Annotated in this window: 17 protein-coding genes, 1 tRNA gene and 1 pseudogene; 9 read left to right on the top strand and 10 right to left on the bottom strand. The window is 35.5% G+C overall.

From position 1 onward, the window contains the following. Positions 1 to 415: 415 nt before the first annotated feature. Positions 416 to 1,468 (bottom strand): DUF475 domain-containing protein, encoded by a 1,053-nt coding sequence (locus MCS_RS03940; RefSeq protein ID WP_004855881.1) that lies wholly within the window; start codon positions 1,466 to 1,468, stop codon positions 416 to 418. A 331-nt stretch (positions 1,469 to 1,799) separates the two neighbouring features. On the opposite strand from MCS_RS03940, the gene MCS_RS03945 reads away from it, so the two are divergent. Both MCS_RS03945 and MCS_RS03950 read left to right on the top strand, forming a co-directional pair. Then, on the top strand, positions 1,800 to 2,339 hold the full coding sequence (locus MCS_RS03945; RefSeq protein WP_004855883.1) for a helix-turn-helix domain-containing protein: 540 nt from the start codon (positions 1,800 to 1,802) through the stop codon (positions 2,337 to 2,339). A 419-nt stretch (positions 2,340 to 2,758) separates the two neighbouring features. After that, complete coding sequence (locus tag MCS_RS03950; protein ID WP_004855884.1) at positions 2,759 to 2,938, top strand: YegP family protein; 180 nt, start codon at positions 2,759 to 2,761, stop codon at positions 2,936 to 2,938. A gap of 1,421 nt (positions 2,939 to 4,359) precedes the next feature. On the opposite strand, the gene MCS_RS03955 is transcribed toward MCS_RS03950, so the two are convergent. Together MCS_RS03955 and MCS_RS08940 are read right to left on the bottom strand one after the other, a co-directional pair. Further along, a complete protein-coding gene (locus tag MCS_RS03955) occupies positions 4,360 to 4,680 on the bottom strand; it encodes a hypothetical protein (RefSeq protein ID WP_004855886.1) in 321 nt (106 codons plus the stop codon). Positions 4,681 to 4,741: 61 nt separating this feature from the next. Continuing rightward, positions 4,742 to 4,975 (bottom strand): annotated as a pseudogene (locus MCS_RS08940) (hypothetical protein); the annotation flags it as partial. Between the two features lie 951 nt (positions 4,976 to 5,926). On the opposite strand from MCS_RS08940, the gene MCS_RS03965 reads away from it, so the two are divergent. After that, positions 5,927 to 6,241, top strand: a complete 315-nt coding sequence (locus MCS_RS03965) for a helix-turn-helix domain-containing protein (protein WP_004855888.1) — start codon at positions 5,927 to 5,929, stop codon at positions 6,239 to 6,241. On the opposite strand, the gene MCS_RS08660 is transcribed toward MCS_RS03965, so the two are convergent. Further along, the gene (locus tag MCS_RS08660; RefSeq protein WP_004855890.1) at positions 6,165 to 6,347 is read right to left on the bottom strand and encodes a hypothetical protein; all 183 of its coding nucleotides are present in this window, start codon (positions 6,345 to 6,347) and stop codon (positions 6,165 to 6,167) included. The genes MCS_RS03965 and MCS_RS08660 overlap by 77 nt on opposite strands. Before the next feature lie 1,154 nt (positions 6,348 to 7,501). Then, a tRNA-Ile gene (locus MCS_RS03970) sits at positions 7,502 to 7,578 on the bottom strand. 167 nt (positions 7,579 to 7,745) lie between these two features. Between MCS_RS03970 and MCS_RS03975 the strand changes: the two genes are divergently transcribed. After that, positions 7,746 to 8,486 carry an SIMPL domain-containing protein gene (locus MCS_RS03975; RefSeq protein WP_004855892.1) on the top strand — a complete coding sequence of 247 codons (741 nt, stop codon included), beginning with the start codon at positions 7,746 to 7,748 and terminating at the stop codon, positions 8,484 to 8,486. 39 nt (positions 8,487 to 8,525) lie between these two features. Here the strand turns inward: MCS_RS03975 and MCS_RS03980 are convergent, their stop codons facing one another. The 3 genes from MCS_RS03980 to dnaG form a co-directional block, all read right to left on the bottom strand. Further along, positions 8,526 to 8,987, bottom strand: coding sequence for a YcgN family cysteine cluster protein (locus MCS_RS03980; RefSeq protein WP_004855894.1), 462 nt, complete (start codon positions 8,985 to 8,987; stop codon positions 8,526 to 8,528). Between the two features lie 606 nt (positions 8,988 to 9,593). Then, on the bottom strand, positions 9,594 to 11,603 hold the full coding sequence (rpoD, locus tag MCS_RS03985) for an RNA polymerase sigma factor RpoD (RefSeq protein WP_004855896.1): 2,010 nt from the start codon (positions 11,601 to 11,603) through the stop codon (positions 9,594 to 9,596). Positions 11,604 to 11,983: 380 nt separating this feature from the next. Further along, positions 11,984 to 13,888, bottom strand: a complete 1,905-nt coding sequence (dnaG, locus tag MCS_RS03990; RefSeq protein WP_004855898.1) for a DNA primase — start codon at positions 13,886 to 13,888, stop codon at positions 11,984 to 11,986. Positions 13,889 to 14,022: 134 nt separating this feature from the next. Between dnaG and MCS_RS03995 the strand changes: the two genes are divergently transcribed. From MCS_RS03995 to ubiC, 4 genes are all read left to right on the top strand, one after another. Continuing rightward, on the top strand, positions 14,023 to 15,234 hold the full coding sequence (locus tag MCS_RS03995) for a mechanosensitive ion channel family protein (RefSeq protein WP_004855900.1): 1,212 nt from the start codon (positions 14,023 to 14,025) through the stop codon (positions 15,232 to 15,234). Positions 15,235 to 15,304: 70 nt separating this feature from the next. Next, on the top strand, positions 15,305 to 16,978 hold the full coding sequence (locus MCS_RS04000) for a Na/Pi cotransporter family protein (RefSeq protein ID WP_004855901.1): 1,674 nt from the start codon (positions 15,305 to 15,307) through the stop codon (positions 16,976 to 16,978). A gap of 614 nt (positions 16,979 to 17,592) precedes the next feature. After that, complete coding sequence (locus MCS_RS04005) at positions 17,593 to 17,844, top strand: GlsB/YeaQ/YmgE family stress response membrane protein (RefSeq protein WP_004855903.1); 252 nt, start codon at positions 17,593 to 17,595, stop codon at positions 17,842 to 17,844. 660 nt (positions 17,845 to 18,504) lie between these two features. Next, positions 18,505 to 19,020, top strand: coding sequence for a chorismate lyase (ubiC, locus tag MCS_RS04010; protein WP_004855905.1), 516 nt, complete (start codon positions 18,505 to 18,507; stop codon positions 19,018 to 19,020). Between the two features lie 212 nt (positions 19,021 to 19,232). Here the strand turns inward: ubiC and MCS_RS04015 are convergent, their stop codons facing one another. After that, on the bottom strand, positions 19,233 to 19,538 hold the full coding sequence (locus MCS_RS04015) for a GatB/YqeY domain-containing protein (protein WP_004855907.1): 306 nt from the start codon (positions 19,536 to 19,538) through the stop codon (positions 19,233 to 19,235). A gap of 417 nt (positions 19,539 to 19,955) precedes the next feature. Here MCS_RS04015 and carA point away from each other — a divergent pair, with 417 nt between their 5' ends. Next, entirely contained in the window at positions 19,956 to 21,152 is a 1,197-nt protein-coding gene (carA, locus tag MCS_RS04020) for a glutamine-hydrolyzing carbamoyl-phosphate synthase small subunit (protein WP_004855909.1), read from the top strand. A gap of 183 nt (positions 21,153 to 21,335) precedes the next feature. On the opposite strand, the gene MCS_RS04025 is transcribed toward carA, so the two are convergent. Next, on the bottom strand, positions 21,336 to 22,556 hold the full coding sequence (locus MCS_RS04025) for a tetracycline resistance MFS efflux pump (RefSeq protein WP_035451988.1): 1,221 nt from the start codon (positions 22,554 to 22,556) through the stop codon (positions 21,336 to 21,338). Positions 22,557 to 22,847 lie beyond the last annotated feature (291 nt).

Raw genomic sequence — 22,847 nt, forward strand, 5'->3', positions numbered from 1 at the left:
ACAACACATAAAGAACGTTTAATTCACAAAGAAACAGCCCATTATTATGTTACTAATTCACGTACTCATTAAAACAACATCTTTCGTTACTCCCAAGCCCATTTCACGACGGAAACCATAAATGCGATAATGTAAAGTCCATTAAGCACCACTGCCTCTACGCTTAAGAAGAAACACGCTCATAAATTTATTGACTCCTAATGTTGCGATACCGCTTGAATTGAGACGGTTTATGCAAAGCATTTTATTCCTATCTTCAATGGTTTTATCTATACACATGCCACTCTTATAATATGCAAATGAATGATTTTTATGATTTCACCATAAAAGGATTTGAAATGAGAGAATCATACAATACTCAAAGTATCTTACTCAATCTATAAATAGAATTATACTGATAAATAATGTGTTGCATCTACCTAGATACAACAGATTTATTTAAATGTTTGCGTTTGAAGCGAAGAGAAGCATAAAATGCCATTCCAATAATACAAACACCCACGAGTCCTGTGAATACTTCGGGAACCGATATAACCGTTTGCAGATACATAATTACTGCAAGTGCTAAAATAGCATAAAAAGCACCATGTTCCAGATAACGATAATGCAACAATGTTTGTGATTCGACCAACATAATCGTCATAGAACGAACGTAAAATGCCCCTATACCAAGACCAATTGCGATAATAAAAAGATTGTGTGAAAAAGCAAAAGCACCAACAACGCCATCAAAAGAAAAAGTAGCATCTAAAACTTCTAGATAAAGAAATGCACCAACACCTCCTTTGCTCATCGTAGTTAAAGTTGTTTTGGGAGCATCTAAAAGCGAACTAACTACTTCAACACCTATAAATGTCAAAAGTCCATAAAGAGCAGAAAGTAAGAATGTTATTTTATCTTCTGTTATAACTTTCTCTGAAAAAAATAAAATAAAAATCAAAATGATAGCAATATCAATCCCAACAAGTGCTCCAAGCTTTTGAGCTGGTTTCTCTATAAAAGCAAGCCAATGCACTTCCTTTTCAGAATCAAAGAAATATTTCAAACTGACCATCATGAGGAAAGTTCCTCCAAAAGCAGCAATCCCCACATGAGCATCTGTTAAAATTGCTGCATAATGATCTGGTTCCCATATTGCTAATTTTACTGCCGCAATTGGATTAATCCAAACAGCAACAGCAACTACCAAAACTGGAAAAATAATCCGCATTCCAAATACTGCTATCAAAATGCCCCATACCAGAAAACGACGGCGCCATAACTGATCCATCCTTCCAAGAATACGCGCATTGATAATAGAATTATCGAAAGATAAAGAAATTTCTAAAATTCCTAAAACACAGCAAATAAAAAAATATTTAAGAAATCCAGCAACACTTCCTGTTTCAAACCAGCCAATAGCCCCTCCTAAAAAGAGGCCAATAATTGTGAAAAAAAAAGCCCATCCAAAATAACGTAATAGGGCCATGATCATTCCTCAAAATTTATTTTTTTAAATTCATCTGCTGTACAAATCAAAAAATTGTGTCTATTAATACAGATAACACATATGGCGAGTTTATATAGAGTTTACCTAAAAAAAAACAAGAGCGAAATCAGTTATATGCGTCTTTCATTTGAAATGAAGAGCATTCTTGAATAGATAGTATACAATACAATGAGTTTAAAAGCACTTTCTATACACGAATAAAGAAAAATAAAGGCTATAAATATTGACATTGTATCATGAGGTATTAATACATAGTGTTCCTTTATCGATCAAAGCATATACCATGATGATTTACTGAGGGAGATAATTCGTGGCACGTCCTGAAACTGAATCAAAAACTATATTTGGAAAACGTTTGCGTTATGTACGCCTCGCTTTAGGGGATCCATCACGAGAAGCGTTGGCTAAAAGCTTTAGCATGACAAAAAACTCTATCGCTTTTTATGAGCGTGGAGAAAGAGAACCAAATCTAAGTGTTTTACAAACATATCGCACAATGTACGGTGTCAATATTAATTGGCTTTTAACCGGACAAGGAAAAATGTTTGACACCGAATATACGAAAGGTGATTTCGACTGGAATTATTTTATTAAAAAAATTGAAGGGCTTGAAGAAATCCTTGCAAACAGTGATCGCGGTGAAAGACTCAATCAAGAAAAAATTGAAAGCTCTTACGAAAAGTTGCAACAATACTTATTAAAACAGGGATCATCCAGTACACTCAGTCCAAAAGCAGCAACGTCTCTAATTGATATGAAGGCGAAAATGGCTAATTCCTACGCTCTTAGCCTGTTTATTGATTTGCTTATTCGTAGCATATCGCAAAAAGAGGTTATTACCAATCAATAAACGTCTACGTAAATCCATAAAAAAAACGAAAAACAAACTGAAACTTTACCAGCATAGAAAGAAATACCAGTATTTTTCTATGCTGATGGATTTTGCACTTTCGCGTAGATTTTATTATTTATATAAAAATAATGGAACGTATTTTAAAAAATAATGAAAAAAAATTCCATTCTAAATAATAACACAGTATCTTAAAATTCAAAAAATCCATTTCATAGTATAAAATACCTATTTTCACTTTATTGACAAAAAATATTTTCTTGTTCAAAATGTGGCTTTCATAAAAGCTATCATTTAGGAGCAAAAAATTTAAAGACGGTATATTGACTGCTTATGAAAGAGACATACCTAATGACTCATAGTCAAATAGGCTAAATACTTATCCTGTAAATTATTGACTATTTTATGAGGTGGAAAACGTGTATTTTGAGGTGTTTCAAGGGGTTCACAATCAATGGTACTGGCGTCTAATCTCGGGAGACGAACAAAAAATTGCTTTTTCTAGTAAGGGTTATCCAACAAAGCAAGATATTCTTACAAATATTGAGCAGATAAAAGAGATTACGCATAAAGCCCTTATTAGAGAATTGCAACCCTAACATTTGTATTCTTAGAGTAAAGTGTTCTGTTTTGTATATTTTTAGGTCTTGTATAGAATCCTGATGATAAATAGAGAGATAATGGTTTTTTTCGTGCGAAAGCATGTTTAATGACAAACATACAAAACAAATGGCCCTCCAAAGCTTTTTTGGGATTCTGTATCTGTTCTTTAAACCGATAGTTTTACTGCGATTAAAGCGATTGGCAAGAAGCAGCTCGCTGCACTTTTAACTAAGTGTTATTGGTGGGACTAAATTTATAAGACTCTGATAAACGTTTACAGAATATATTGCAGCGTTTTAAATTGCAAACACAAAGTTCTAATAATCATTATAATGCAAATGTGCAAAACTATACGTATAAATAAAAATATCAGGCATGGTTAGCAGCTTATCCTTGCTTGCTACTGATATACCCACAGTAAATAGAATCTATCGTCAGTGTATATGTAAAATAGATCTCAAAAGGTTTAAAAAATTCAAACATTAGAAAAGTAAATTTAAACAGCAAAACAGCATACTTATATCTTATAGAAAAAAACAAAAACGATATCTAAGAGAAAGTTTGCAAATTATTATTCACAATAAAGATAGCTATATTCATTAATTACACTCTATCTGTAATAGCCCCTTCTTCCGAAACTGCTAGTTTAATTTTGTTGAATTATGAAAACGTTATTCATAAATCTCCACACCCAAGCCATAAAGCCACATGGACTTAGTATGTCATACCTTACCATACAACGCAGCGTATTAAATCTTCCAAATGAAATAATGGCATACGTATTCCTGTCACTTCTCTCATCCTGAAGAAAAGGTGCTCACAGCAAACCTACACTCTTATTGCCCATCTTTCAAAATTTGTATTTTTCGTAAAAATAACAAGCATTCTGAGAGCTAAATAAATGATAAATCATGAACAGAATTAGTTTTGCACATATCCGGTATCTTTGATTCCTCTTTTCTCTCTATTCCTTTTACATGGCCATCACAAATGATTTATTTTTTCCATTCCATCAGGATAAAAACCATTTTTTCTTACTACTATACAATATTATATATATCAGTTAAGGCTATTTTATCATCAGACACCCCATTCTTCCGAACTAAAGCCTTACCTCGAATACTATTTTTGCGACATATATCACTCCAAACAATCATATATTGATCATAAGCGTTGGTGATACTATATATTATAATAACACAGCAGCATATTCATAATCCTACATATCATCGTCATAACTTTTATATTGCTACCAATAATTCTCTTTTCATAAGCTTAAGCATATTTATCACCCATAATCTTATACCCTCCAAAGATACCTTCATAGAAAAAGTCTACCTCTCTTCGTCACCCCCTTGAATCACCCGTCTCACCATCGGTTTTATATTTCTCAAATTCACCAGTAAATTAATATTTCTTAATTGGATTTATCCTCAGGTTTTATTGCCTCCTGACATTGCTTAACAACGTCCTCACACTGCTTAACTTTTTTCCTCAGTTTTTCAATTGTTTGATCACGCTTTTGTATCACCATATTGTATTCTCTAACCATTCTATTTCGCTCTTCAGTCATCTTCATCGAATCCCTTAAAATATCGTGCCTCATCTTTCTCGCTTCTTCTTGAAGAATCTTAATCTGATTGCGGTAAAACAAAACAAACCGAAATATAATACCGCTGAAAAGCATAACCACCCCCACCATACTCACCGCTATCAATAAAATTTCGTTTACACTCATTTTTATCTCCTTAATTGCCGTTAGGTTAGCCATTTCAACCAATTTATTTTGTTTCCACCCTTCATAAAAAAGAATACAACGCTATATACCAAGTGTAATAAATTACTCTTGGCATTTTCTTTCTATTAAACCACGTTAATAAATGATAAAAAACAATGTCGCGATAGCAGTTCCAATCCATACCATTACGCCAACTTCTTGCACCATATTTGTTGACGTAAAATACAAAAATACAACCAATTTCAAACAATATTAACGATAAGATAAATACAATACGTGCCATACCTGTATCGTTTTTCCTACTTTTTGTGCGTTATGTGAAATATAATCACATATATAAACCTCTCCGTCATCGCAAAAGCTTTCACAAACATAAGTCACGGCATTATCAATCAATTTTGCTTTTTCATAAAACCTTGCAGAATATAAACTAAAGCATTGTCATCAACTTTAAAATTTCTTAAAATATCAGTATAATCATAAATTGCTTCTTGATTGGAAACACAGAAACCCTCATAGATTCAAATATTTTCTAAAGAGTAAGTGATCCTAGAACAGGTGATATAGCATGTATTTGCGCATGAATATAAAATTGGCATCACCACAAATATGGGCACATTTATAAACCATAGCATCAGTAAACATACTTTCTTTTCAAGAAAAAAGTACTTACAACTTATATCACGTTCTGTCCCCCCAATTACGTTCTTGCTTTATAAAACCATCCAAGACACCTTTTCAGTACTTTCAAAATCTCTTAACATATCAATCTTACATACTGTCTAGCCATGTGCTAATTTCAAAACAAGAGAAAAACCAGAGTTTTTTTCTGTGGATTCGTACTTTTTTCCACAGCTGTGATTTTTTCTCTTAAAGCCATAAAACTTCGCTATACTTGTAAACTGCATCATTAATGCAGAAACTTTTACAAATGCCGATGTCGGGGGTATATCTTGATTTATAATGCCGCTGCGTATACTATCGAGATAGTATTTCATGAACACAAAAATGCGTATTTCCGTTGTCGGTAATACGTATCTACCCTGTTACAATCGTGAAACTAGGCAACCATTTTTGTTGATTTGAATCCGAAGCTGTACGGGGACGTTTTGTTACTAATTAAAAACAACTTTGTATCCTTCATAAGCGAAGAGCTACGCATGGATATTTCACACTCCTTTATCATGTATTCTTGGTTTTGTAACGCGATATTAACGCTATAGCGTAAATGTGTAAAGGTCTAAAAATGACAAAGACTAAAAAAGATTGGTTCCAACGCTTAATTGAATTGATAAAAAGTGATGGACGAACAATGATTGAAATAAGCAGAGCCGCAGGCTGTGGACAAAATTATGTACAACAAATGATAAACGGAGGGAAAAGACCTTCTGTGGATAAGCTTATGGCTATTCTTAATACGCTCGGAAATGCTAGCGCCATATATGTTATCACTGGCTTTAACATCTCCGAGGAAGATTTAAAACTCATAGCTTTGATTTCGTCTGGAGATAAAAAGAAGATTGAAGCTTTAAGCATCCTTTTGACTGAGCAAAATTTGTAGAATTCTCTACTCTTTTCAAGATCTCCTGCTTTTGAGCTGTAGATAAAGCCTCCCATTTCACTATAACATCAGGCAAAATTGTCTCAAAGTTTTTGTCATTTTTCATAATTATACTCCATAATAATGACACTCTGTAGTCAAATATTTTAACGCTAAAGCGTTGATATGTCCCCATACCTTAGAAAAAATTATTTGCAATAGGCAGCATGGAAACAGTTATTGCACAAATCAGTTTTTATAAAATCAGATGAAACTCTATTGATTATGTACCATGGTGAGACAAAAAAATATCGTATGGTCTTAGATCTTTTTATAAAAATTAACATTATCATTTTTATCAACAATACTGATAATGCTATTCAGCATCTTGTAAATCGAATCAACAACTAACCAATGTGAAGATATTTCTGCAAATGATGCTACATTTTTTATATGAAAGAACAGAAACAAGGTGATTTTATAGGAAAAATAATAACGATGCGGTATGTACAAGCTATAAACAGGAAAGACTGCCTAAACCTCTGTGATATGCCTTAAAAAAGACCTGTAACCGTTGAATTTTAATGATATCCGCATATAAAATCACAAGCGAGAAAGCCTATAAGAAACGAATCAGAAGAGAATCAAAAAATCTTATAGATTGCTCTGCTACGACAATTCAAATCACAGAAGAATCAGAAACAGCTATTCCTTCCGCAAATATCACAACAAGAATCATCAGCGTATTTTCCTAATAACTCCAAAGAAAAAACACATTTAAAAGGCTTATAATGAAAAAAATTACAAATCTATAAGATAAACAATCAATTCATTATTATGAATAATAATGCCATACCCATACACTGAAAAACTTTGGGAAAGATTTTGGAAAAATAAATTTCAAACAAATGTTCTTATTCACATCTTCCCGCAATGAATAGCCATACTCAAAGTTTAGTCCTAGCAGAGCTAGTACATTTATATACAATACAGAAAACACTCCCGAAAAAAACCTTTAGTAATTTATGAGAAGTTTATCATGTCGCAGACATCAAGAAATGAGCACCAATACATTCCCCTATCTGATTCAAATGGCAACACTCTCACAACACGAAGGGCTTTTTAGCTGAACAAATAACGCTATAATATTAGTGTAAAAGGGTAATGATTACAATAGAATCACTGTATAGGCAATAAAAACACTAAAAAATGAGCATAAAACAATCCGCTGCAAATTTTCATTATATTTATTTTATAAAACGATTGCTTTTAGAAAAGCAGTGGTGGGCCCGGAGGGACTCGAACCCCCAACCAAGCGGTTATGAGCCGCTGGCTCTAACCAATTGAGCTACAGGCCCCACAGGTTGCTTTTCTCTAAACTAAAATGCCCTCTGATACAAGGGCTTGCTTAAATTATAATACATCTTTTTCTCTTTTCTATCGGTTTTTTTTTCTAGTGCCCTAATTTCTTTACAAGAACTTTAAAAAATGAGAAAATATTATACCAACAGACAAAGGAAGAGATATGACGAAAGCAATTTTCCAACCATTTAATCATTATAAAATGAAAGTGGCTATAGCAGCACTATCACTGTTTATCAATTCATTTATGGTACACGCTGAAGAAAGCAAAATAAAAAATGCAACTATTACGGTTACAGCAACCGGTGAAAGTCAAGCTATACCAGATATGGCGATTATTAATCTTGCCATCATTACACAAGATAAAACTGCCCAACAAGCATTAACAGCCAATAATAAATCTATGAATAATGTTGTAAATGCTTTTAAAAACAATGGCATTCAAGAAAATGATTTACAAACATCAGGCTTATCTATTTATCAATCTGACTCTGATAAAAATCACGAAAAAAAGAACAATGAAAAACTTTATCATGTTACGAATCGTTTAACAGTACGCATTCGTGATCTTGCCAATGCTGGTAAAATATTTGATCAAGCAATGGCACTGGGTGTTAATTCAGTTGATGGTATTACCTTTACAAACGCCGATGCAAAGCCCTTTTATCAAGAAGCGCGAAAAAAAGCGATTGCTGAAGCCATTGAGAAAGCAGAAACAATAGCACACGCAGCAAATTTAAAATTAGGAAAGATTATTGAAATCAATGAAAACGATGGCGGCTATCATCCAATCCCACGCCTCATGAGCAGAGCTGCAAATGCAAGCTATGCAGATACAAATTTTTCAGGAGGTGAATTAGACTATCACGTCAACATCACCGTAGTATTTGCTATCGACGACTAAACCACAAGACTACATACATCAGTGTGTGAGACAATTTTATCACCGGCCTTCACAAAGAATACCGGTGATATGCTGTAGGTAATCTTCTTCAGATGACAATTCATCTTCGTAAATTTCTATCTGTCCACGTGCAGAAAAATGTGCTTGATGCACCGTCTGACAATTTCTTGAAACTAGTGGATGCCACCACGCAAGATCTTTTCCTTCATTAACCAGCCTATAAGCACAGCTTTCCGGAAGCCACCGAGCTGTTTTAACAGTTGCAATATCTAACAATATACAATCCGGAACAATTGATTTACGATGGGCGTAATCCTGACATCGGCAAGTTTCCCCATCTAAAAGACGACAAGCAATACTCGTTGCATAGATATCACCAGTATCATCATCTTCTAATTTGTTTAAACAACAACGCCCACAGCCATCGCAAAGGCTCTCCCACTCAAAAACTGAAAATTCTTCTAATTTCTTAGCTTTCCAAAAGGGAATCTTTTTACGCATAAAATTGGCCATACCTTTTTAAAACAAGATAATCTATCAAAAAAAGAAATAAATAAATTGTATTATAATAATTTCTTATCTTTTTATCCCTAAAAAACAACTCTATTTACTATATTACTCCAAAACAATCTCTTCCTTTCATTGCCCCTTAATAGGAAAATGGAAAATATCTTAAAAAAATATTTCATACGAAGAAAATAACACACCAAAATATCCAATATGCACTAACGCAAACATAAACTAACATACTGAATCATAAAATATTTTGTGATTCAAAAAAAGAAGATTAGCCTTACTATAAAAATTGGTAAGCTTGAAAAATACTTCACTCTTGCTCTTTATCTATGTTAAAGAACCATTGTATATGCAGAATAACACCTTAGGATACTGTCTATTATTTTTAGAAACTATGCCATAATTATGTGAATCTATCACCCTCTATGATTTCTAGAACAAATATCGCAACCAAAGAAATTTTTTGATATTAAAAAATTTTGCATCAAACATTGACGCCCCTCCCCTACAACTTTTTCAAAAACCACACAATATGCTCTTCATCGGTTGCATCAGCACATAATGAGTCTTTGAAAATATGCAAAGACTGTATCAAGAATCGAGAAAACTACGCAATTTACGTGAACGGCTAGGATGCTTCAATTTACGAAGCGCCTTTGCTTCAATCTGCCGAATACGTTCCCGTGTAACTGAAAATTGTTGACCAACTTCTTCCAACGTGTGATCAGTATTCATCCCTATACCAAAACGCATTCGCAAAACGCGTTCTTCACGTGGTGTCAGAGAAGCAAGTACACGAGTTGTTGTATCCCGCAGATTTGCTTGAATAGCAGCATCAATTGGCAACAATGCATTCCTATCCTCGATAAAATCACCCAAATGGGAATCATCTTCATCACCAACGGGCGTTTCAAGTGAAATAGGCTCCTTTGCAATTTTAAGCACTTTTCGCACTTTTTCTAACGGCATAGAAAGCTTGCTAGACAACTCTTCTGGAGTAGGCTCACGTCCAATCTCATGCAAAATCTGGCGCGATGTACGAACAATTTTATTAATTGTTTCAATCATATGAACAGGGATACGAATAGTGCGTGCTTGATCAGCAATTGAGCGGGTAATCGCCTGACGAATCCACCATGTGGCATAAGTTGAAAACTTGTATCCGCGCCGATATTCAAACTTATCTACAGCCTTCATCAAACCGATATTGCCTTCTTGGATAAGATCAAGAAATTGCAAACCACGATTAGTATATTTTTTAGCAATTGAAATCACAAGACGCAAATTAGCTTCTACCATCTCTTTTTTAGCAATCGTTGATTCACGCTCACCTTTCTGCACCTGTGTAACAATCCGACGAAATTCCCCTATCGAAATAGCAGTTTCTTGCGCAAGATTCTGTATCTCACTCCGCAAATTTTGAATTTCTTTAGCCTCACGTACTGAAAATTCTTTCCAACCAGGTCCTGGTAAAGTTGCAATATAATGAACCCAATCCGCATCCAATTCACGACCTTGGTATTCTTTTAAAAAATCCTCATGACCAACGCCATAACTGTTAGCAATCCGCTTCAACTTGCCCTCATTATGGATCAATCTCTTATTGATATCATAAAGTTGCTCAACCAAAGACTCAATACGATTTTGATTCAAAGAAAGAGATTTTACGGCTTGCACCAATTCACTCTTTAATTGAATATATTTTTTCTTTTGAGAAGGTGAAAGAGCGCCCTCTTTACGCTCTGCCAAACTGCTCTCAACATGCTGATCTTGTAATTTTCGCAGTTTCACATAGGTCTGAGCAATGAAGTCCAATGTTTCCATGACCTGAGGACAAAGTTCATTTTCCATTGCGGCCAGAGACAAGTTAACCTCATCTTCATCTTCATCTTCATCTTCAATGCTACTATCTCCCGCAATATTCTCCATATTACGTACACTAGAAGACAGTTTTTCTTCTTTTGTTTGCTCAATTTCACTTTTCTCAACAACAGGAGCCTGTTTAGCTTCTGGACCAGCATAAGTCATTTCAAGATCAATAATTTCACGAAGAAGAATGCGCTGCTCTCTTAATTCTTCACGCCAAATAATGAGAGCTTGGAAAGTTAAAGGGCTTTCACAAAGTCCAGCAATCATTGTTTCACGTCCAGCTTCAATTCGCTTAGCAATAGCAATTTCACCTTCACGAGAAAGCAGCTCAACCGCTCCCATCTCACGCAAATACATGCGCACTGGATCATCGGTACGATCTGTTACTTCACGCTTAGTTGTTGTTACAATTGCGTGACTCGTAGCTTCTACTAAATCACCACCCTCTACAGCAACTTCCTCATCATAATGTCCAGGATCAATGTCATCTTCATCGTCCACGACATTAACCCCCATTTCGGAAAACATAGCCAAGATATCTTCAATTTGTTCAGAAGTTACCTCATCAGATGGAAGAACTGCATTCAGTTCATCCATCGTCACATAACCATTTTTTTTGGCAAGTTTAACCATTTTCTTGATGGCGTCATCAGAAAAATCAAGAAGAGGACTGTCCAAACTTGCTTGGCTTGTTACTTCTATATTGTCTTTCTGTTTAACCTTTGTTGCCATACCATAAACTCCACTTGATCACCTCTACAGATTCTACGTGATCAGTTTTTTGCTTCCTTAACTTAGTATATTAACAATTTCTCATATATACTTTTATACTTTCTCTGAGAAGAGAGCTATTGGAAAGATACATTTTGTACACGCCCTTCATTCACACAAAAACGCGGGAAAACTACAGAAGTTTCCCCGACAGCTCTCAGTCTTTCTGAGACAATCTCTGCACCATATAGTAAGAACCAATTTCCCGCTTTTTCTGAAATTCATCCGTCATTCTGTATAAAAATGTCGCTCTACATAAACTTCCTCATACTAAGCTTTAGGTGACTGATTCGCTCCAAAAAAGCGAATCATTTTATCTTATCTTGCTTATTCCCATTCATTTATTCATCCAACCAACTTCCAAATCCTTCAATTAAAGCTTCTGTCGCTTGCATCTGCTCCAATTCTATTTTTATCTCACGAAGCAGATCAAAAACCTCACTCGTAGGATTTTGCACAAGTTTTTCTTCAATATCTTGTAGTCTCTTATGTAGGTGGTATTCTTGAAGATGCAAGTAGAGAGCTTGTTTTAATACAGCACGCGCATCTTCTACAGGGGCTCCAGCAAAGATGCTACGCATACCAATATTTTCCACAAGATGTTTCATACGCTCTAACAGAGCTTTTTGCCCTCTTTCTTCTATAAGAGCAACCATTGTCTTTTTATCATGAAGCTGCTGGCTCCCAAGAATTTCCAACATAGATTGATGGAGCTGCATCAATTGTGTGTTTTGTAACTCCAGCTCAGCAAGAACTTCAAAGTTTTCATACCACAACTCAGGATAATAAGCTAAAATCAGTAAAATAACGGCCTCACGCAAAGGAACAGATTGCGATGAATTACGCACAATGTTAGAATTTACCAACGCAGAAAAAGAATGATCTTTAAAAGACGTGTTTTTGGAGTATTGGTTATACTGCCCTGTTGTTTTTCGCTTCACAAAAGAGGGACGAAAAAAATCAAAGAGCCGTTTCTTTATATCTTGAAAATAATAACGACGTATAGCTTCATCTTTGATAGTACAAATTTGCTGTTTCAGTTGTTTTTCCAATATTGCCCGTGTTTCTGGAGTTTCAAAATTCTTTCCATGGGTAGCGCGCCACCACAAAAGCTCAATCAATGGAATTGATTTCTGCAAAAAAGAAGCAAAAAGTTGTGCACCACCAGCGCAAATAATTTCGTCTGGATCTTTTCCTTGTGGCAATAAAACAAAACGCACAGAAACCCCTGCCTTTAAAAGAGGAAGAACACGATCAGCAACACGAAAAGCGGCTTTTAAACCAGCGTTATCTCCATCAAAACACAAAATAGGGTTATTTTCCATCTGCCATAAAAGCTCAATCTGCGCCTCCGTTAACGCTGTACCCAAAGGTGCTACTACCCGCTCAAAACCAGCTTTAGTTAATGTAATCACATCCATATAGCCTTCAACAACAAGGAGCGAGCGAACTTTTTCATCACCAACGAAGCGGCTATTTTTGCGAGCTGCTGCAGCATTATAAAGTATATTTCCTTTATGGAACAATACTGTTTCAGGGCTATTGAGATATTTAGCTCGCACATCTTTTTCTAACGCACGCCCTCCAAAGGCCACAACACGTCCACGTAAATCTTCAATAGGAAACATAAGACGATTTCTAAATCGATCATAAGAAGTCGTACCATCCTCACTGAATGCAAGAAGCCCACACTCTTCCATTTGTTTCATTGAAATCCCGCGTGCATACAAAACTTCCTTCAAAGCCGTACGCCTTGCTGGAGCAAAACCAATGCGAAAACGCTCTGCAAGCTTTGGGGTCACACCACGCTCATCAAGATAACGACGCGCCTGTACTCCTCCTTTTTCATTTAAGCTGTATTGAAAAAAATCCGTGGCTATTTTCATAACATCATATAAATTAGCCTTTTCCATTTGGCGTTCATAGCTTTTTGGATCTAAGAGAGGGACTTTTATTCCTGCAAAATCAGCCAAACGCTCTACACTTTCTGAAAAGTGCAATCCATCAAGCTCACAAAGAAAAGTAAAAATATCACCGTGCACACCACAGCCAAAACAATAGTAACGGCCTTTACGGTCATCGCAATGAAAACTTGGCGTTTTCTCACCATGAAATGGGCAACAACACCAAAAATCTCCTCGCGAAGGCTTGCTTTTTTGAGGATCAAAGATCACCCTTTGTCCAATAACTGTTGAAATTGGTAACCTAGTGCGAATCTCATCAAGGAAATCAGGCGGAAAACGCATTATCTCTCACAGAGTTTTAAATTTCTTTTTTGCATGTTTAACGACTTTAGAGCATAATTCCAATACTTCATCTTAAAAGATTGAAAGATTTTAAGAGATCTAGCATATTCGATTCAGAAATGGAGAAAGAAAAAGTGATCAAATTTTTTGTTCAATATCCGTTGTTAGAAACTATTTCTTGGCTCATTATTCTTATTATCCTTGCATTTTTAGTCAATTTTTTAGCACGAAGCCTGTTCGTTCATGGAATAAAAAGGCTTTCTTCCTTTCTCCCCAAAGACACAATGGCTGATATTAGAAATGCCATTCAGTATATGGCAAATATTGTTTCAGCTTTTATTCTCTCAACTGGTGTAAATTTTATACCAACATTGCCTAACACATTTAGCACGATTATCCGCAATGTTTCTAATGCTTTTATTATTTTTGTTGTTGTCCTGATAATTTCTTCTCTCCTTAACATTATTAATACACTTTATGAACAACAGCCAACAGCACGGCTCAAACCCATAAAAGGTTATATTCAAATCGCCAAAATTGCACTTTTTACTGTCGCTGCAGTTTTAATGGTAGCTACATTAATTGACCGCTCGCCACTTATTCTCCTATCGAGCCTTGGTGCAATGGCAGCTGTCCTCATGTTGATTTTTCAAGATACATTACTTTCCCTCGTTGCAGGTATTCAAATTTCATCCACCGATATGGTCCGTGTTGGCGATTGGATTGAAATCCCCAATCTTGGTGCAGATGGCGATGTCATTGAAATTGCTCTCCATACTGTCAAAGTCCAAAACTTCGATAAAACGATTACCACAGTCCCCATACGGAAACTAGTAACTGACCCTTTTAAGAATTGGCGTGGAATGGAAGAAGCAGGTGGACGACGTATCAAACGCTCCCTCTTCATTGACCAATCCAGTATCCATTTTCACACGGAAGAAGAACAAAAACTTCTTTCCAGATTTAATTTGTTAGAAAATTATTTCACAAAAAAAATACTCGAAATTAACGAATGGAATGCTCAATTAGATAAAAATCACGATGTGCTAGCCAATAAACGCCGTTTAACCAATATTGGAACATTCCGTGCTTATGTATTAGCTTATTTAAAAAATCATATCAACATTGAACAAAGCATGACAATTATGGCGCGGCAACTCCCTCCTACACCAAATGGTTTACCTTTGGAAGTCTATTGCTTTACCAACACAACCGTCTGGTCAGAATATGAAGAAATTCAAGCTGACATTTTTGACCACCTTTATTCCATTTTACCTAGTTTTGGTCTAAAGATTTTTCAAAATCCAAGTGGTTATGATTTTATTCATGTATTAAAAGCAAAGTAAAATAATAAACTTCTATTTTATTAATTTTTAGATTAACCATATTCATAATAACAGAGAAAGAACAAGTATCATGAATGGTTCATTGGTACTCCTTCATCTTGCAGGTGCTATTTCTTTACTTCTTTGGGCCACACGCATGGTGCGCACAGGAGTTGAACGTGCCTATGGTGACAGGCTTAAATACAAAATGCGCCATGTTATGTCTCATCCATTTTTTGCTGTAAATTTTGGACTTTTTACAGCAATGATTTTACAAAGTTCTACAGCAGTCACACTTCTTGTTGGTTCTTTTGTTGAATCTGGTTTTGTTTCTGGTTTAGCAGGACTAATGGCCGTACGTGGAGGAGAATTAGGATCGGCATTTGTTGTTAAAATTCTCTCCTATGATCTTACAATTTTTGTGCCCTTATGTCTTTTAGTAGGCACTTTTATCTTCATGGCGACTGAAAAACGCAACTGGCGTCAAATAGGGCGGATTATCATTGGTATTGGCCTTTTAGTTTTATCTTTACAAATGATAAGTACAGCCACAGAACCTTTACGTGACAGCGTCATTTTGCCTAGCATCATTAGTTATCTTTCAACGGATCCCGTTTCTACTTTTTTGTTGGCAGCTCTATTGACCTATCTCTTGCATTCATCCATCGCAGGGATCATTTTACTGGTTAATTTTGCTAATTATGATCTTATCCATGCACAATTATGTATTGTGATGGTCCTTGGCGTTAACTTTGGTTCTTCTCTCATAGCGCCACTTTTAACACGCAATTCTTCTCCTAATACACGACTCGTTCCATTAGGAAATCTACTCATGCGTGGAGCCGGATCAATTCTTATCCTTATCTTATTTCTCTCCTTTCAACCATCAATTACATGGCTTGGCAATGACGCTTCTACTCAAGTTATTAACGCCCATATTATTTTTAATGTCTTCATTCTCTTGGCTGGAATACCACTCTCGAAATGGATTCTAAAACTGACCACTAAAATTGTCTACGAAAGTACAAAAAAAACATCAACCGATAAAACTCTTAATTTATCTGATCAAACAGCTCTTGATGACAGCGTTCTTGAACGCCCAACCTTAGCACTTTCTAATGTCATGCGTGAGGTTATCCATATTTGTGATCTCGTAGATATTATGCTCGAAAAAATCATGGGGCTTTATGAGAAACCTGATTCTGATATTATCCATGAACTCAACCAACTCAATGTCATATTGGATAAAAAACATATTGCCATCAAACTTTATCTTGCACGATTAGCTGGGCAAAAACTATCTGATGAAGAAGCCCTTCAAACACAAGAGCTTTTGGGAACTTGTATAAAATTAGATCAAGCAGGTGATATCATTATCCATAATATGCTTATGCAAGTTAAAAAGAAACAACAAAAAAATTTACAATTCAGCAATGACGGATGGAACGATCTTCTTCGCTTCCACGCCATTGTCTTAGCCAATGCCCATATTGCATTTAATGTTCTTGTCTCGCGCGACACACACACCGCACATTTATTGGTGCAGAAAAAAGACCAACTTCGGAATTTAGAAAAAGAGATGAGTCTAAAACATTTTAAACGTCTTCGTGAAGGAGATCTCAAAAACATAGAGTCTTCTAGTCTTCATCTTGATACTGTACGCGATCTCAAACAAATCAACTCCCTTTTAACTTCAATGATCTATCCAATTTTAGAAGCACAGGGACTTCTTCAAAGTTCGCGCTTGCGCAATCCTGTTGAATAATAAACAGTAAAATCTTAACTTTGAAAAGAAAAGTGTTGAACGAAAAAACGGAAATTTTTATTCAAAGAAAAAAACTATCATAAAGATACACATACTGACTAGATTGCGATTATTCTCTCAATATTTTTATAGATCCACTCAACATAATATTTTGCAAAGCATTAAACAAAAACACGTTTAAAAAACATCTCGAGCATTCTTAATATCGTACTAGAAAACCTCTTTTCATACTTTTTGAGCATTAATCTTATTCGATGTCCTCATCGTGCTATTTTAGATCTTATCAAAAATTGTTTAAATAATTGGACAAAATCTGCTTATAAATATACTTACTCATTATTTCAAAATACTTTTGCAGATATTTCTTTTTATGTAAAACTATTGCTAATCTCAATATTTTTTGATATAATAAACGCGCTTGTATGTATTTATATTGGATATGATGCTGAATGCATTTGTGCAAAGTGAAATGTAAATTATAATAAATTTCTCAGCAGCACTATCCTTCCTCCCCCTACGGGCAAAAAGAAACAAGCCTTGACCTTTACAAAGCTTACCCTACTTAAAGTTAACAGTTTAGATTTAGGCAGAATTTAGGCAAAGGAGAGAGTATAATGGAAGACGCAAACATTGGCTGGATTGCAGCTATTATTATTGGTGGCCTAGCAGGTTGGGCTGCGCAGTACCTTATGAAAAGTCAGACAGGGGTATTTTTAAACATTATTTTGGGAATTATTGGAGCCACTTTAGCTAGCTTTCTTTTTGGTCTTTTGGGCGTGAATTTTGCTGGTTGGCTCGGTTATCTTGTTTCAGGTTTTATTGGAGCCTGTATTCTTATATGGATAGGACGAAAAATCCGATCATAAACCGTTTATTCATTTTTAAAAAATGCTTTTTGCAATTGGTGGGGTGTTTATAGCTTATGCTGTGGTAAATGGAAAAATGGTGGTTGGATGCTCAAGATATGATCTTTTGCATCACCATCATCATGTAATTAAGAAAACAGTACCAAAAGCTTTTGACACCGTTGCCGTTGTGTATGCTCTATTAAACAACAAAATATTTCTATATACAAAATTTCTACACTATATTTTAGAGTTCAGTTTTTTTTCATCAAGTTTAAATAACATCGTTTCAAAAACTTGATATCTACAGCACAATAAAGGTAAAAAATAGAATATACCAACGATGATCAAATCTTGCTTATCTCACAGTAATACCAACACAGACAATGAATAAGTATAATAAGAACTAATAACGATGAATAAAAGCTCTCTCGCAAATCTTAAGCCAATATAAACTTCACTAACTCTACGGTCTCACTGAAATTCTCAAATAACCTTTTAAAAGCGGTAGCCGGAAAGTACCTCTCTTAGTATAAAGAGAAGAAGCACGCTAAAAAATCATATCTCCCTTTTTACATATTCCTATTTAAAACCTTGCTGTCTTTACATTTCTACCTTACAATGAGAGATGTCTATTTTATCATCCAGTATGGAATATGATTTTAGATATGGAGTAAAAGGGTGTCTGATTCCAGAGATTCTATCTTACCACCCATAAAGTGGTTATCCGATCAAAATCCTTCAATACCAGAAAGTTTTCGCAATTGGCTAATGGAATCGGGATCAATGACTCTGCGATTGAAAAACTACTGCACTTGCATCCATGTTGAACCACAACGTGAATGCTTTATTACACGTGATCAATTGCAAGAAGAAGCAGAACATCTTCCCAATAGTGCGCGTTACTGGTTACGCGAAGTTATACTGAGAGGAGATGATCAACCTTGGCTCTTTGGACGTACTGTAATCCCACAAGAAACTCTCTTTGAACACAATCAAGAAATCATGAGTTTGGGGACCATACCACTGGGAAACTATTTATTTAACAGCGGTACATTAACCCGCGATTATATTCATATCGGCCAACAAGATGCATTATGGGCACGCCGTTCTCGTCTACGACTATCAGGGAAACCATTATTGTTAACTGAGCTTTTTTTAACAGCTTCACCACTGTACACAACAAACCCCACATAAATGGAAAAAGCAGATACTTAGAAACAGGTAGAATGTAAATAAACTATCTTATTTCCTTATGAGCGAATAGAAGCCTAACTCATTAAATTAAAAGTATTCTTTGCTATACTTTTAGACGATGACTATCAGCTTATAAACAAAATTCTCATTCTATCTCTACATTTTGATATAGCTGTTGATAATAAAAAATACTTCCAGATACCCTTTATTACTTAAAAAGATTTATTTAATTTTTCACACAGATTATTACACACCTCAGAAAAATTCATTTGCCCCGCATAACGTTCCTTGAGCCAAACCATAACCTTCCCCATATCGCGTAACCTTGCTGCCTTAGTTTGTACTAAAGCTTCATAAAGAACATGTTCAATTTCCATTTCATCAAGCTGACTGGAAAAAAACTCACGAATGATTGACATTTCCGTATATGTTTTCTCTGCTAATTTCGAACGACCAGTTTCTTTATAAATCTGTACTAATGCCTCACGCTGTTGAAACATTTTAACTAAAAGAGACATCTAAATCTGGTAATCATCTATCTCTAACTTTCCTTCTCCACGACAAAGTATAATGATCTCTAACCGCAACACCCATTAAACGAAGTGTAGCAAGACGTGTCTTATCCTGGATCTTCAAAGCAACTTTGAGCGCCACATCAATTTGGTCACACAACGTTGATTTACTCAATTCTGTTCAAGAAGAAAAACAGCTTCTAACCAATCTTTCTACATCTTGCAATGCATAATAAAATAATTAGTATTCTCAACTCTTAGAAAATCTAAAAAAGAGGACTTTACCTCTTCATGGAATAGACCTATACTCCCGGTCTCAAGCGAAACATTGCAAAAACACTATACACAACATCTGTTATAGTTGTGCTTTTTGTGTAACGTGGATTATTATACCTTTCAGAGAATGAATTGTGGGCGCACACTATGACACAAACTATACCTTCCTCTAATCCTTGGAGTGTAAAAAAACCGACAGCTCTCTTGGTGCTCGCAGATGGAACAGTTATTGAAGGAAAAGGAGCGGGTGCGACAGGTATTGCTGAAGCTGAAATTTGTTTCAATACTGCTATGACAGGTTATGAAGAAATCCTCACAGATCCTTCATATACACAGCAAATCATTAATTTTACTTTTCCTCATATAGGTAATGTTGGTGCAAATAGTGAAGATCTTGAAGATCTCACTCCCATAAACTGCCATGGTGCAGTCGGTGCGGTTTTCAAAGCGGACATTACGAATCCCTCTAATTACCGCGCAAATGAAAATCTTCATCAGTGGCTCAAAGCACGTAAAATTATTGCACTTTGCGGTATTGATACACGTGCATTAACTATTCTTATCCGTGAAAGAGGTGCACAAAATGCCATCATTGCACATAATCCCAATGGAAATTTTGATATCCCTTCTTTACAAGAGCGTGCACGAAAATGGTCTGGTCTCGTTAATCTAGATCTTACGAAGGAAGTGACATCACATCCTTTAAGACAATGGGATGAAAAGACGTGGCTATGGGATAAAGGATATAGTACAAATAGTGTGCACAATTTTCATATCGTTGCAATTGACTATGGCATTAAGCGCAATATTCTTCGCCTTATGGCCACACAAGGAGCACGCATTACTGTTGTGCCTGCACAAACAAATGCAGAAGAAATTCTGGCAATGAATCCTGACGGTATTTTTCTTTCCAACGGTCCTGGAGATCCAGCTGCTACAGCTGAATACGCTGTTCCAACTATAAAAACGCTCATCGATCGCAATTTACCACTTTTCGGAATATGCCTTGGTCATCAACTTCTTGCTCTTACGATTGGCGCAAAAACCACAAAAATGCACCAAGGACATCATGGTGCCAACCATCCTGTTAAAGATCTTAACACTGGAAAAGTTGAGATCGTATCAATGAATCATGGTTTTACTGTAGATGCAACATCTCTACCAAAACATGTCCAAGAAACACATATTTCCCTCTTTGATGGTTCAAATTGCGGTATTCGAATCATTGGAAAACCGGTTTTTTCTGTTCAACACCACCCGGAAGCCTCTCCTGGACCACAAGACAGTCACTATTTGTTTCAGCGTTTTTCTGATCTTATTATGGATTATAAAAAAATAGCTTAATCAAAGTAATTTATCTTTTAAACTTAAACTCCCTTTTTCAAATTATATCTCTTTGCTGCGCACACATCTGTTACTTTTGCATACACTCAAAGAGTGTAATCTGCTTATAAAATGATAAACTTTTCATTTTTGTATTGTCTCAGAATAATATCTTTTTTCGCTCGAATCCTAAGTCCTGAGAGATTAACGTACTCGTAAAACAAAAACTATCGTCGTAATGACAAGTACAAAAAAGCTTCCCACAAAAGGAGCACCAGAAAAATGCAACAATGTATCTTCATGTGTAAACTGTTCAAAGAGAAGCATATAAAAAATAGGACCAAATATTGAACTTAATGAAAGAACAGATGTCATTGCTCCCTGCAATTCTCCTTGAGCATTTGCTGGAACCTGTGCTGAAGCGATAGCGCGCATAGGTGCGTGAACAAGGTATTCAAGCATTGTACATGCAGACACCACATAAACCATCCACCCTTGTGTTGCACATGTATAGCCGAGCATAGCAGCCGATGCGAATATAAGTCCCACCATCGCAATAGACCAATTACTCCATCGTTTAGAAAAATAAGGCAAAACAAAAATGATCACAAGAAACTGCCCCATACCGAAAACAGTATAGGACAATCCAATAGACAAGGTGTCCCAATCATAACGTTCTTTAGCAACAAATGCCCAAATACTTGGCCATACAGATTCCGCAAACCAGTAAAGAAAAAAGACTAACAACACCCAAAGAACCGTTGGATATTGCTTCATTTGCAAAAATGCCCCTAAAGGATTTGCACGTTTAATATCAAAAGAACGCCTATTTTGCACAGAGAGAGTTTCTGGAAGCATAACCCATGCAAAAATAAAATTAATAAGTGAAAAAATAGCTGCAAAATAAAACGGTATACGCGGACTAAATTGACCTAAAAAACCACCAATAAACGAACCTAAAATAAACCCCAATGCAGACGCAATTCCTAACAAACCAAAATTGCGCGTACGTGTTTTGTCATCAGATATATCGGCAAGATAAGCTGTACAGATTGCAAAGCTCGCACCACTTACCCCAGATAGAAGACGCCCTATAAACAAGATAGAACAACTCCACGCTAAAGCACATATGAAGTTATCAAGAGCAAAACTAATAATAGAAATAAGCAAAATAGGACGACGACCATAACAATCAGAAAGATTACCAATAACAGGAGCAAACAAAAACTGCATCACTGAATAAGCCACAAGTAATCTCCCTCTTTCCAACGAGGAAGTACCAATATCCTTTCCTGTCAATTGAGCGAAATATTCAGGTAAAATAGGGCTAATGATTGCGATACCAATAATATCCAGTACCAAAGTAATGAAAACTAAAATGAGCCCACGTTGGACAAGTTTAGAATTGAGCTTTTGATCTTCCATAGCATACACACTGTTTTGTATACATACTATTTTCTCCGTTACCTTTAGATCCATCCTATTTTAGAAGCTATTACATAGCACAAATTCTTCTAGCATAAAACGATAACAAAAAATTCGAGAAAGGATGAGCTAATATAGAGCATTTCAACATTTTTTAAAGCATCACGATCCATTTTATTAATCAACTTTAGCACAGCTTGCAAAATAATTATTATCAAAAAGTTCAATGAAATCTTAGCTATAACGCATTATACATCATAATGAAAAAACTTTAAAACATTAAGATAGTTC

The sequence above is a fragment of the Bartonella doshiae NCTC 12862 = ATCC 700133 genome, assembly GCF_000278155.1.
In the GTDB taxonomy this organism is placed as follows: Bacteria; Pseudomonadota; Alphaproteobacteria; order Rhizobiales; family Rhizobiaceae; genus Bartonella; species Bartonella doshiae.